The sequence below is a fragment of the Actinomyces oricola genome (assembly GCF_004104015.1).
GTDB classification, from domain to species: Bacteria; Actinomycetota; Actinomycetes; order Actinomycetales; family Actinomycetaceae; genus Actinomyces; species Actinomyces oricola.
Window position 1 is genome coordinate 49,081 of sequence record NZ_RYFV01000019.1, and the last position, 12,566, is coordinate 61,646.

A 12,566-nucleotide genomic window follows, 5' to 3' on the forward strand; every position below is an offset into this window, starting at 1 on the left:
CCTGCTGACGGACAATGCGGCGGCGACCCCATGCGCCCGATCCCCGCGCCCGGGATTCGCGGGCGGCCGCATCCGGCAGGCCGGCCCCGACGGCGGAATGCTCGGCGCCACGCTGCGCCGAACCGGGGCCGGTGGGCCGCCATGGCCGTTGAGGCGGAGAATTGGGGACGCCGGGGAACGCCGAGACGGCAGAGGCTGACAAGGTGCCGAAAGCGGTCACGGGGCTCCTTGGATAAGAGTGGGCGGGCGAAGGAACCGGTGTGGTGATGAACGAACCGTTCATCACCACACCGGAGTGGCCTTATAGGGGCTTGACGCTGAGTACGTGCGCGACCTGGCCGCCGTAGGGGTCCAGGCGGACGTAGTTCTGGCCGGACCACTCGAAGGTGGAGCCGGTGAGTTCATCAGTGACTGCCAGCACCGGGTGGGAGCCGTCCGTGCCCGCCGGCAGGCCCAGGGCCTCCAGGTTGAGGTAGACCTCGCCCTCATGCGCCCCGTGCGGGTCGAGGTTAACCACCGTCAGGACGGTGTCATCCTCGCCGGTGGGCGAGTGCGCGGCGTCGACACGCTTGGAGAATGCGATGAGGTTGTCATCGCTGGTGCCGTGGAACCACACGTCACGCAGCTGGAGCAGGGCCGGGTGCTTGGCGCGGGCCTCGTTGAGACGGGTCAGAAGGATCTCAATGCCATTGCGACGGGCGGCGGCGAAGTCGCGCGGCTTGTACTCGTACTTCTCGTTGTCGATCTGCTCCTCGTAGCCCGGTCGCGGAGTGGACTCAGCCAGTTCATAGCCCGAGTAGATGCCCCACGTTGGCGACAGCGTCGCCGCCAGAACGGCCCGCAGCTTGAAAGCGGGCACCTTCCCGTTGGTCATGAAGGGGGTGAGGATGTCGTGCGTGGTGGGCCAGAACGCCGGGCGCAGCAGGTGCGCGGTGTCCTGGGACAACTCGACGGTGTAGGAGGTGAGCTCCTCCTTGGTGTTGCGCCAAGCGAAGTAGGTGTAGCTCTGGTGGAAGCCGATCATGCCCAACGTGCGCATCATGGCGGGACGGGTGAAGGCCTCCGCCAGGAAAAGCACCTCGGGGTTCTCCTCATGGATCTGGCGCAGCAGGCGGTGCCAGAAACTCAGCGGCTTGGTGTGGGGGTTGTCCACCCGGAAGATGGTGACTCCATGGGAGATCCACGTGCGCAGCACCTCCAAGATCGCCTGGTAGATGCCCTCGGGATCATTGTCGAAGTTCAGGGGGTAGATGTCCTGGTACTTCTTGGGCGGGTTTTCCGCATAGGCGATAGAGCCGTCGGCCAGGACCGTGAACCACTCGGGGTGCTCCGACACCCACGGGTGGTCCGGGGAGCACTGGAGGGCCAGGTCCAGGGCGACCTCCATGCCCAGCTCGCGAGCGCGGGCCACCAGGGCCTCGAAGTCCTCGAAAGTGCCCAGGTCGGGGTGGATGGCGTCGTGGCCGCCATCGGGGGAGCCAATGCCGTAAGGGGAGCCCGGATCGCCCTCACGGGCCGTCAGCGTGTTATTGCGGCCCTTGCGGTTGGTCAGGCCGATCGGGGAGATGGGGGTGAGGTAGAGGACGTTGAAGCCCATGGCGGCGATACGGTCCAGGCGGGCGGCGGCCGTGCGCAATGTGCCCGAATGCCACTGGCCGTTCTCGTCGACATGCGCGCCCAGGGAGCGCGGGAAAATCTCATACCAGGAGCCGGCCAGGGCGCGCTCGCGGTCGACCTGCAGCGGGTAGCTCGGGGAGGGGGTGACGAAGTCGCGCAAGGGCAGACGATCCAAGACCTCGACGACCGCGGGGGCCAGGCCGGCCGCGAGCCGGTCGGCGCTCTCACGCGACTGATCGCGCAGGGCCTCCACGGCGCTGCGCAGGACGGCGATATCGTCCCCGGCCCGGCCGGGGACTTCAGCGGCGCGCTCCAGGACGCGGGCGCCCTCCTCGAGCATGAGTTCGACGTCTACGCCAGCAGGAACCTTAATGCCGGCGTCGTGGCTCCAGGTGGCGTAAGGGTCTGACCAGCCTTCGACGCGGAAGGACCAGTCGCCGGGCTCATCGGCGGCCAGGCGGGCCTCATAGCGGTTCAGGCCCATAAGAACCTCGCGCATGGGGGCGCTGGGGCCGTCGGTGCCATCGGGGCGGATGAGAACAGCAGTGGCACCGAAGCGATCGTGACCCTCGCGGAAGACGGTGGCCCGGATCGGGATCACCTCGCCGGGCACGGCCTTGGCTGGCCAGCGCCCGTCCTCGACGACGGGGAAGACCTCGGTCACTGGAATACGGCCGATCGGCGCAAACGGCGCCGGTTGCGGCGCGGGTGCGGCGGTGGCGGGGGCAGGGGGCTGGGGCGCGGCGTTGCGCGTGGTGTTCGCGGTCACAGGCCAAGCCTACGGGTTCATACTCGTTTGCGTCACGTCAACCCCGCGCGTTCCCTTGTCGAAATCGGTTCGGCCGCCGCCTCATGCCTGCGGCTGCGGTCTCAGCAGTCTCAGTAGTTCATGTGCATGGCGGCGCGCACGGCGTCAAGGGTCTGCCCGGCAACCTCACGCGCCCGCTCGTTGCCGGCGTGCAGGACCTCCACAAGATAATCCTCATTGGCCGCCAGCTCGGTGCGGCGGGCCCGAACGGGGGCGAGGAACTCGTTGACAGCCTCAGTGGTCACCTTCTTAAGGGTGCCGGCGCCGCCATCGCCGACGCGCTCGGCGATCTCCCGGGGTGTTCCGGCCCCGCACAAGGAGGCGAGCATAAGCAAGTTGGAGACCTCGGGACGGTCCGCCGGGTTGTAGGTGATGACCCTCTCAGAGTCCGTCTTAGCCTTCCTCAGGAGCCTGGCGGTCTCATCGGCGCTCATGCGCAACTCAATGGTGTTGCGGCGCGACTTACTCATCTTCTCCCCATCGAGGCCCAGGAGCAACGGCGCCTCACTGAGCAGCGCCTCGGGACGGCGGAAGACCGGATGGTCCTTGACTGCGCGCCCGTAGCGCTTGTCGAAGCGCTGGGCGATGAGGCGGGCCTGCTCCAGGTGGGGGAGCTGGTCCTTGCCCACCGGCACCAGGTTGGCCTGGCAGAAGAGAATGTCGGCCGCCTGGTGGACCGGGTAGGTCAGCAGCAGCCCACTCATGGCCCGCCCGTCGGTGGCCTCCAACTCGGCCTTGACCGTGGGGTTGCGGTGCAGTTCGGCCTCGGTGACGAGGGACAGGAAGGGCAGCATGAGCTGGTTGGCCGCTGGCACGGCCGAGTGGGCGAAGACGGTGGAGCGCTGCGGGTCCACGCCCACGGCGAGGGTGTCGGCCACCAGGGACAGGACTCGCTCGCGCAGGGGTCCCAGGGCGTCGCGGTCGGTAATGACCTGGTAGTCGGCCACTAGGATCCAGGTGTCGATGCCCATGTCCTGGATGGTCTTCCAGGAGTGCATGGTGCCGAAGTAGTGGCCCAGGTGCATGTGCCCGGTGGGGCGCACCCCCGTGAGCATGCGGTAGCGGCCGGGATTGACGACCAGGTCCGCCCTGATTTCCTGGCTGCGGGCGATCGAGCGGGCCAGCGAGGCTTCATTGGTGGCGTTGGCCAGCGCATCCTCGCCAGCGGTGGAGGTCAATGTCATGGTGACATCCTATGCGGACTCGTGGGCAGTTCTCCCCGGCGTCCCTGACCCCCGGCTCAGCGGGGAGGGTATGGCACACCATAGAATGACCCCCATGGTCCCGAGTCCGCCTGATGACCTTGATGCCCTCGCCGCGGCAGATCCGACGGCCCTGGACTTCACCCTGGAGCGCATTGCCGTCTCCCGTGTTGATCTGTGGCCCGTCCTGGCCGCCAACCCGTCCACGCCGGAAACGGTGCTGGGAGTCATGCGTTCCTACGGGTCTGCTCAGGTCCAAGAGATCCTTGCGCATCGACAGACGCCCACGGCCGGGTCCCGCTCATCCCTCAGGCAGGTCGCAACAGACTCCCAAGGCCCCCTCGGTGTCGTTGAGGGTGGGCCATTGGGGGCTGTGGGCGACCAGGATGACTGGGACCTCAGTAATGGTGTGCGCCTGCTGCCCCCGGTTCCCATCTATTCCTGGGGCTCCCAGCCCTCTCAGCCCCCCAGGCGGCGGGCGGCCGGCGGTAGGCGGGCCAGGACCCGGCACCCCCGCGGCCATAAGCCGGCCGAGGCGCCCCAGCCTGAGGCGTTCAGGGCGCCGGAGGCGCCGCCGAATCGCTTCCAGGCCTCAGGGCCGCCCCAGGGCCAGTCACCGCCGCCCCGGGACGGCGGTGATCGCAGTTGTCCCTCTGACGGCCGGGGGCAGTCGGCGCCGCCCTGGGGCGGCGGCCCCGGGGCGGGTAGGGGACCCCAGGGAGGGAAGGCGTCCAGAGGGACAGCGCCCGGCCAGCGCGGCTCGGCCGCTCCCGCCGCGCAGCGCCGCCGGAGCGGCCAGGCTACGGCGCAGCGGAGAAAAGCGCAGCAGAGAAAGAGTTCTGGATCCTGGGTGGCAGTACTGGCGGTCATTGTCCTGATCCTGGGCCTAGGGCGGGGTTGCATCGGGATGCTTGGTCTTGACGGCCAGAGCACCAGCCACGCCCCGAGCGTGCGGCCCTCGACCATCCCGGGATTAGATGTGCGCACTCCGTCCTTGGGCTGGCTCCGCTACGGCACTTGGATTTTGGATCCAGCCCGTCTTGACCCCGATTTCGCCTCCGGTTTCACCGAGGCCTGGCGGATCCCGGGCCTGGCTCCCGGGAGTCGGGTTGAGGACTCTGAGGGCGGGAACCTGATTGCCGCCGAGCTCGCCGACGGTTCTGTGGGGCTATGGGACATGGGGGATGGCGCCGAGGAGGGGCCGGTTCAGATATGGTCGGGCCCCTGCCCCCAGGGGTGGGCCCTGGGGGCCAGGTCCCTGTGGTGCGGGAGCACGCAGATCAGTGTCTCAGAGGACGAGCAGGGGCAGGGCTCCCAGAGCGCGGCAACCGATGAGGTCAGCACCAATGCCACTGGCCGCCTGGTTGCTCAACGCAGTTCTTGGGCGCTTTTTGTGGAGGGCACGGGCTCTGACGGCCGGCCGGAGGGAGCGCTCTCAGTCTGGATGGTGAACCACTCGACGCCGTTATGGTCTTCGCCGGGTCCTTTCCGCAATGTTGAGCAGGTCAATAGCCGACTCCTGCGGGCGCAGGACGCCACCAGCGGTGAGACGGTGCTCCTGGAGTGGGCCACTGGCCAGGAGGTCCTGCGCGGCGCGCAGGATGCCCAGGTGCTCCTCGCCGGGTCCGGTCAGGGGGTGTTTCTGATTGAGGCCGAGGCCGGCCGCGCCCAGTTCTACGACGCCGCGGGTGCGTCGCCGTCAGCACCCTACGAGGTCGACGCCGGGCGCCCGGTGCATCTCCTGGGGAGCCCGAGCGTTTTCAGCGAAGAGGAGTTCAACGCCCTTGTGGAGGACGGGGCTCAGGCCGCTGCGAGGGGGACGTGGAACCTCTACCAAGGAGCGCAACAGGTCAATGTCGTGCTCCCGTCGGCCGGCGCCGACTGTGCGACATGGACTGTCGAGGGCCGGGAAGTGGACATTACGAGCCTGGCTGATGGCTCGGGCACCTGCCCAGTCACACTGACCCTGCTGGACGGGAAGGCCGATGATGGGGCGTCCGTCATCCTGCTTCAGGGCCCGAGCGGGGCACAGGTGACGACCGCCTCCACCAAGTCGAACGCGCCCAGCAGCACCGTGGCGGGAACAGTCACGGCGCTCTACTCCAGGCTCGTCGTCGCCAACCAGAACGGCGAGCTCGTGGGCTTCCTCCCCGAGGATTGAGCGCCGCCCGCCCCAAGGGGCGGCGACAATCCGGCTACGACGCGCCCCGCCGAGGAGTCCGCCGGCAGCCGATGGGCTCCTCGGTCGAAACAGTAATCCTGCCCGACTGGCTAGCCGGCAGTGGCCATCTCGTCCTGGTCGCGGGGAGCCGGCCCCAGGAGCTCCCCGGACAGGTAGATCCTCAGGCTCAGGGGATCCATGGTCGTGGTATCACCGGGCCGGTCCTGACGGCAGTCGGTGGTCCCGGCCCGCGGGCCCCGCGAGCGCCCATGACACACCGCGCGGGCGGCGGCCTCGGTGCGGAACACCCGTCGGGCCAGGGCGAAGGCCGAGGTGCGCGGGCGCGGCACCGCCCAGGTGGAATCCCATATCAGGTGCCAGTCGGTGTTGTGCCCATTGGGCAGGACCACGTCGACCTGGTCCAGTGAGCCGTTAATGACCACCAGCAGGTCGTCGTCGCCCCAGCTGGCTCCCGATCGCAGCATCTGTACCACCCGGGTGTGGCAGTCGTGCCAGTCCTGGGCACTCATGTGCATGGCGTCGGCCCGATACCAGGACAGGTCCGGCAGAGTGTCATCCTCAGGGACCATGCCGGTGGCGAAACGGTCCGGACGGAGCACCGGATGCTCATCGCGCAGCCGGATGAGGAAGCGGGTGGTGGCCACCAGGTCCTTCTGCCAGGCCTCCAGGTCCCAGTTGTACCAGGAGATGGGGGAGTCCTGGCAGTAGGAGTTGTTGTTACCGCCCTGCGTGCGGCCCATCTCGTCACCGCCCAGCAGCATGGGGGTGCCGGCACTAATGAGCAGGGTGCCCAGCAAGTTGCGGGCTGAACGGCGGCGCAGCACCTCGATCGGCCCGCCGTCCAAACCCTCGGGGACGGGGCCCTCGAAGTTGTGATTCCACGAGCGGTTGTCGTCAGTGCCGTCGCGGTTGTCCTCACCGTTGGCCAAGTTGTGCTTGTGGTCGTAGCAGGTCAAATCCCGCAGGGTGAAGCCGTCGTGAGCGGTGACGAAGTTGATGCTCGCCAGCGGGCCGCGCCCGCCGGGGTACTCGCCGTGAATGAACACATCGGCGCTGCCGGACAGGCGCGTGGCCAGGTCGCGCAGATCGGAGCCCGGGCGGCCCTTGGACATCTCTGAGGCGTCGTGCAGCCAGAAGGAGCGCACTGTGCCCCGGTAGCGGTCGTTCCAGTCGTGAAAGGGGGAGGGGAACTCCCCGGTGCGCCAGCCGCCGGGGCCTATGTCCCAGGGCTCGGCAATGAGCTTGACATCGCTGAGGACCGGGTCGACCGCCATGCCGACGAGCAGCGGGTGGCGCGGGGTGAACTCCGCGGCGTTGCGGCCCAGCGTCACGGCCAGGTCGAAGCGGAAGCCGTCGACGCCGACGTCACCGGCCCAGTAGCGCAGCGAGTCCAGGACCAGCTGGACGGCGCGGGTGGAACGGAAGTCCACGGTGTTGCCGGTGCCCGTGACGTCCACGTACCCGGCTGGGCGGTGCGGCGCGTGCAGGTAGTACTCCAAGTTGCCCAGGCCGCGCAGAGACAGTGAGGGCCCGTCCATGCCGCCCTCGCAGGTGTGGTTGTAGACCACGTCCATGACGACCTCCAGGCCCGCCTCGTGCAGGAGGGAGACCATGCCGCGGACCTCGTCAAGGATGGCCTGGGGCCCGGAGGCCTGGGCGGCGGCCGTGGCGTAGGAGGGTTCGGGGGCGAAGTAGCTCAGGGTCGAGTAGCCCCAGTAGTTCGTGCGGTTCTTGAGCTGGAGGAACGCCTCGGAGAAGGCCGCGTGAATGGGCAGCAGTTCAATGGTGGTCACGCCCAGGGATTTCAGGTGGGAGATGGTGGCCGGATGGGCCAAGCCCGCGTAGGTGCCGCGCAGGTGCTCGGGCACACCGGGGAGGTTGAGTGTCAGTCCTTTAACGTGGGTCTCGTAGACGACCGTGCGATTCCAGGGGATTCGCGGTCCGGGGACCACCGGGAAGGAGGGGCCGGTGACCACGCTCAGGCTCACGAAGCCCGCAGAGTCCAGGGCGGAGGGGCTGAAGGGCACGAAAGTGGGGGCCAAATCCTTATCGACGGCGTGCGCGTAGACCTCAGGGGATAGGAGGGTTTGACCGGCCAAGGATCTGGCGTAGGGGTCGATGAGCAGTTTGCGGGGGTTGTGGAGCAGGCCCTCGGAGGGGTTCCACTCGCCGTGAACGCGGTAACCGTAGCGCTGGCCCGCACCCACCCCGGGCACGTGGGCGCTCCAGGCCCCGTGGAGGGGGCCGTGCATCCCGATTCGCCGCTCGCTGGTGATGGCCCCCTCGGCGTCAGTTTGAACCAGGCACAGGTCGACGGCCCGGGCGTGCGGGGCGACGATGACGAAGTCTGTGCCGTCCCCTGCCAGGGTCGCACCCACGCGGCTGCGGTTGGTGGCGTCGCAGGCGGCTAGCGGTGCTGCCTCGGTAAGGGGTGGATAGGACATGGGCTCCATTGTCGCGACTCAACTCCATGCTGGCCAACTCGGCGAGCCGTCGTGGAGGGATGAATTCTTAATCCCCGTGCCGCTCCGGCCGGCGGCGCCGGAGCAGGGCCCTTCTCCACGCTCACTTGAGCGCGGCAATACGCGGTTCTCGCCATTCGCTATGGTTTTCGATTGACATATCGTCTTAGCAGTGGGGCCGCGGCCGGGGTGTCCCAGGTGATCCAGCGCTCATCGGAGTGCGGCCCCGGTTATGGCAACCTTGGGGGCATGAAAACCGTGGTCTGCATCAAGCACGTCCCCGACGTGCAGTCCGAGCGGCGCCTGGAGGACGGGCGCCTCGTGCGCGGCGAGGACGATGTCCTCAATGAGCTCGATGAGAATGCCATCGAGGCCGCCGTCTCCATTGCCGAAGAGCTCGGCGGCGAGGTGATTGCACTGACCATGGGACCCGAGGACGCTGAGGACAGCGTGCGCCGCGCCCTTCAGATGGGCGCCGACTCCGGTGTTGTGGTCAGTGACGACTCCCTGGCCGGCGCCGACGTCGTGGCCACCGCCAAGACCCTGGCCGCGGCCATCGCCCGCATTGGCGGGGCGAGCAGCGGCACCGGCGACGTCGACCTGATCGTCACCGGCATGGCCTCCCTGGACGCCATGACCTCCATGCTGCCCGGCGCACTCGCGGCTGCGCTCGAGGTGCCGGCCCTGACCCTGGCCTCCTGCCTGGAGGTGGAGGGCGCGACCGCGACCATTACCCGTTCCTGGGGGAGCGTGCGCCAGACGCTCAGCGCCCCCCTGCCGGCCCTGGTGTCGGTCACCGACCAGGCTAACGAGCCGCGTTACCCCAACTTCGCGGCCATGCGCGCCGCCAAGAAGAAGCCCGTGGAGCTATGGGACCTCAATGAGCTCGGTCTGGAGCCCAGCGCCGGCCCCGTCCTGCCGGTGGTCCACTACGAGGAGAGACCGGCTCGCCAGGCCGGCATTATTCGCACCGACGCGGGCGAGGCGGGCCGGGACCTGGCCGCCTGGCTGGTGGACAACAAGCTCGTCTGAGCCGCCCCGCGCCCCGGCTCAACCTCCTGAAGAAAGAAGCTGATCCCATGCTCGACGCCCCCGTGCTCGTGCTGGCCGACCTCGATATCTCCGAGGCCGGTCCCGCCATGCCCACCGGCCCCTCCCTGGAGCTGCTGACCGCGGCCCGCTCGCTGACCGATCAGGACGTTGTCGCCCTGGTCCTGGAACAGATCGACCCCCGGGCCCTGACCCAGCTCGCCGCCGCCGGAGCCACCCGGGTGCTCAGTGCCGACCTCGGCCGGGCCGCGGCGCTGGCGGCCGCCGGAGCCGACGCCGTTGTGGCGGCGGTCAGGGTGGTCCATCCCGCCGCTGTCCTGGTCGTCAGCGACTACCGCGGCAAGGAGCTCGCTGGGCGCGCAGCGGTCGTGCTGGGCTCCGCCTGCGCCTGCGATGTCGCCGAGCTCGAGGTGGTCGACGGCGAACTGCGCGCCTCCAAACTGGTCCTCTCCGGCTCCTGGTCCACCACCATCTCAGTGGCGCCGCGCCCCGAGGAGACGCCCGTCATCGCCCTGCGCCCCGGGGCGATTGAGGCGGTCGCCGACCCGGCGGCCGCGCCGGCGCAACTGGAGGCCCTCAAGGTGGAGTTGTCCCCTCAGGCGGCGGCTGTGCGCCTGGTGTCCAGTGAGCGCGCCGCCGGCTCGGAAGGGCCGGGGCTGGCCGAGGCCCGCACTGTGGTGGTGGGCGGCCGCGGCGTCGACGGCGACTTCGATCTGGTCCGCTCTCTGGCCGAGCCGCTGGGTGCGGCGGTGGGTGCTACGCGTGTGGCCTGCGACGAAGGTTGGATCGAGCGCTCAGCGCAGATCGGTCAGACCGGGGAAACGGTCTCACCGCGGCTGTACGTTGGCCTGGGCGTCTCCGGCGCCGTCCACCACACCTCTGGCATTCAGGGCGCCGGCACCATTGTGGCGGTCTGCGACGACTCGGAGGCGCCGATTTTCGAGATGGCCGACTATGGCGTCGTCGGGGATGTCGCTGAGGTCGTCCCCCAGCTCGTTGAGGAGTTGACGCGCCTGCGCGGTTGAGGCGAATCGCCGCCCGCAGACTGACCGCCCCGCCTGGGATGTCCCAGGCGGGGCGGCGCGCTGGGGGCGTCCGGGGCGTACGGGCAGCGGCCCGTTCGTGAGCGCCCGGTGGGGCGGCGGGCCGACACCGGCGGGAGGCGCTGGACGTTGACAGAACCCATCATCTGTGCCACTGTATTAATGCAGTAATACAGATGGGTTGTGAGCCCGTCTGTCCGCCCGGCCACCAAGGAGTCCTATGAAGCTCGATGGCTCCCGCCCCATTTGGGTCCAGTTGGTCGACGACTTCCGCCGCCGGATCGTCTCCGGCCGCTGGCCGCCCGGCGCCAAGATCCCCAGCGTGCGCGAGCTCGCGACGGACGCGGGCGTCAACCCCAACACGGTCCAACGGGCCCTGTCCGAGCTCGACAGGGCGGGACTGACCGTCACCGAGCGAACCGCCGGCCGCTTCGTGACCACGGACGTCACCGTCGTTGCCGCAGTCCGCCACCGACTGGCCACCGCCACCACCGACACCTATATCGAAACCGTTGCCGCCATGGGGATGGACCTGGGCGAGACCACTGAGCTCCTCCAGCAGCGCTGGTCCATCCACGGCGGCCCGACCCCAGGAGACGCCTCATGAGCGCAGACCCGGACCTGACCAGCGCCTTCACCTCTATTGACTCGCCCGACGGCGCCGTCCCCCTGGTGACCGTCTCGCACCTGACCAAGGCCTACCGCGGTCGCCCGGCCTTAAAGGACCTCACCCTCGACCTGCCGGCGGGTCGAATCGTGGGTCTCATGGGCGCCAATGGCTCGGGCAAGACCACCCTGCTGAAGATTCTCGCCGGCGTCCTGGCCGACTATGAGGGGAAAGTGGCCATCGCCGGACGCGAGCCCGGACCCGCCACCAAGGCAATGGTCTCCTTCCTGCCCGACGCCGATTTCCTCGCCCCCACTCTGACCCCGACCGCCGCCATCGCCCTCTACAAGCGTTTCTTTGCAGACTTCGACGCCGACAAGGCCGCCGAGCTCGTGCATTTCTTCAAGCTTCCCGCGGATCAGCGGATCAAGGAGATGAGTAAGGGCATGGGGGAGAAGCTGCGCATTAGCCTGGCCATGTCCCGGCGCGCTCGCGTCTACCTCTTGGACGAGCCCATCTCCGGCATCGACCCCGCCGCCCGCGACGTCATTATGTCCGGCATTCTGCAGGACTTCGACTCGGACGCCCTCATGCTCATCTCCACCCACCTCATCGCCGACATTGAGCCCATTATTGATTCGGCAATCTTCATTAAGGACGGGCGCCTGCTGCTGGCCGGCGACGCCGATGACCTGCGCCAGGCCACAGCCATGAGCCTGGACGCACTGTTCCGTAAGGAGTACCGCTAATGTTCGCCGCTCTGTTCGCCCAAGAGGCCCGCACCCTGGGGGGTCGTAATGCCGCTGGAGCCGGGCTTGCCGCCCTGGTGTGCCTCGGCTCCCTGGCCTTGACCCTGCTTGATATCCCGAAAGTGACCTCACTGCTGTTCGTCATGGCGGTCGCTGCCATAATCGTTATGCCCATGATTGCGCTGATCCAGATCGCCGTGGAGTACTGGCAGTCCATGTACGGCGGACGCGGGTACTTCACCATGAGCCTGCCCGTGCGCGGCCGAACCGTTTTCGCCGCCAAGGTTCTTTACGCCCTGGCCGCCGCTCTCGTCACCATCCTCGCCTCTGCGCTATTGCTGCTCGTCTGGGCCGCTGCAATGGCCCGGACCATGGGGGTGAGTCTGGGTGAACTGCTGGAGCCGCTGCGCCTCATGGTGGGGATGGCGAGCACCGAGGGCGTGGTCTTCATGGGCGCCTCCACGCTCATCTCCATGGTGGTCTTCGTCGTCCAGTGCGCCTCGGTCATGAGTATTGGCGCCCAGGGCCGGTGGAATCACCTCGGTTTTGGGGCGCCCATGATCGGCTTCGTCGTCCTCTACCTGGTCAACCAGGTCGTCGCCCTCGTCTCCATGCTGTTCTTCCCCCTGAGCATTGATCTGATCAACGGCGGTTTCACTACCCGCACCATGCTCCCCATGATGATCGAGGCAATGCGCACCAACAGCGACCCCGTGGTCCTAGTGTCGTGTTTCTGAAGTAGTTGGGCGCTTGGCTTTCTTGAGTATCTGGTCGGCGGGCTTGGTCCAGGAGAAGGGTTTGCAGGTCTTGTTGTAGGTGTCGATGAAGCGTCGGATGGTGGTGGTC

The 12,566-nt window shown here is 68.2% G+C and carries 9 protein-coding genes and 1 pseudogene; 7 read left to right on the forward strand and 3 right to left on the reverse strand.

The features are described from left to right. Window positions 1–301 precede the first annotated feature (301 nt). Both EUC46_RS08535 and trpS read right to left on the reverse strand, forming a co-directional pair. On the reverse strand, window positions 302–2,386 hold the full coding sequence (locus tag EUC46_RS08535; RefSeq protein ID WP_128773749.1) for an alpha-1,4-glucan--maltose-1-phosphate maltosyltransferase: 2,085 nt from the start codon (window positions 2,384–2,386) through the stop codon (window positions 302–304). Window positions 2,387–2,496: 110 nt separating this feature from the next. Beyond that, window positions 2,497–3,609, reverse strand: a complete 1,113-nt coding sequence (trpS, locus tag EUC46_RS08540) for a tryptophan--tRNA ligase (protein WP_128773750.1) — start codon at window positions 3,607–3,609, stop codon at window positions 2,497–2,499. A 94-nt stretch (window positions 3,610–3,703) separates the two neighbouring features. On the opposite strand from trpS, the pseudogene EUC46_RS13525 reads away from it, so the two are divergent. Continuing rightward, a pseudogene (locus tag EUC46_RS13525) lies at window positions 3,704–3,895 on the forward strand (variant leucine-rich repeat-containing protein); the annotation flags it as partial. A 582-nt stretch (window positions 3,896–4,477) separates the two neighbouring features. Next, window positions 4,478–5,788: a hypothetical protein gene (locus EUC46_RS08545; RefSeq protein WP_128773751.1), complete on the forward strand. Its 1,311-nt coding sequence runs from the start codon at window positions 4,478–4,480 to the stop codon at window positions 5,786–5,788. Window positions 5,789–5,898: 110 nt separating this feature from the next. Here EUC46_RS08545 and glgX read toward each other — a convergent pair whose 3' ends face one another. After that, the gene (gene glgX, locus EUC46_RS08550; RefSeq protein ID WP_128773752.1) at window positions 5,899–8,262 is read right to left on the reverse strand and encodes a glycogen debranching protein GlgX; all 2,364 of its coding nucleotides are present in this window, start codon (window positions 8,260–8,262) and stop codon (window positions 5,899–5,901) included. A gap of 258 nt (window positions 8,263–8,520) precedes the next feature. On the opposite strand from glgX, the gene EUC46_RS08555 reads away from it, so the two are divergent. From EUC46_RS08555 to EUC46_RS08575, 5 genes are all read left to right on the forward strand, one after another. Beyond that, window positions 8,521–9,303: an electron transfer flavoprotein subunit beta/FixA family protein gene (locus EUC46_RS08555; protein ID WP_128773753.1), complete on the forward strand. Its 783-nt coding sequence runs from the start codon at window positions 8,521–8,523 to the stop codon at window positions 9,301–9,303. A gap of 47 nt (window positions 9,304–9,350) precedes the next feature. Beyond that, the gene (locus EUC46_RS08560; RefSeq protein ID WP_128773754.1) at window positions 9,351–10,346 is read left to right on the forward strand and encodes an electron transfer flavoprotein subunit alpha/FixB family protein; all 996 of its coding nucleotides are present in this window, start codon (window positions 9,351–9,353) and stop codon (window positions 10,344–10,346) included. 238 nt (window positions 10,347–10,584) lie between these two features. After that, window positions 10,585–10,971 (forward strand): GntR family transcriptional regulator, encoded by a 387-nt coding sequence (locus EUC46_RS08565; protein ID WP_128773755.1) that lies wholly within the window; start codon window positions 10,585–10,587, stop codon window positions 10,969–10,971. Continuing rightward, on the forward strand, window positions 10,968–11,720 hold the full coding sequence (locus EUC46_RS08570; protein ID WP_128773756.1) for an ABC transporter ATP-binding protein: 753 nt from the start codon (window positions 10,968–10,970) through the stop codon (window positions 11,718–11,720). The genes EUC46_RS08565 and EUC46_RS08570 overlap by 4 nt, the downstream gene beginning before the upstream one ends. Then, window positions 11,720–12,457 (forward strand): hypothetical protein, encoded by a 738-nt coding sequence (locus tag EUC46_RS08575; protein ID WP_128773757.1) that lies wholly within the window; start codon window positions 11,720–11,722, stop codon window positions 12,455–12,457. The genes EUC46_RS08570 and EUC46_RS08575 overlap by 1 nt, the downstream gene beginning before the upstream one ends. Window positions 12,458–12,566 lie beyond the last annotated feature (109 nt).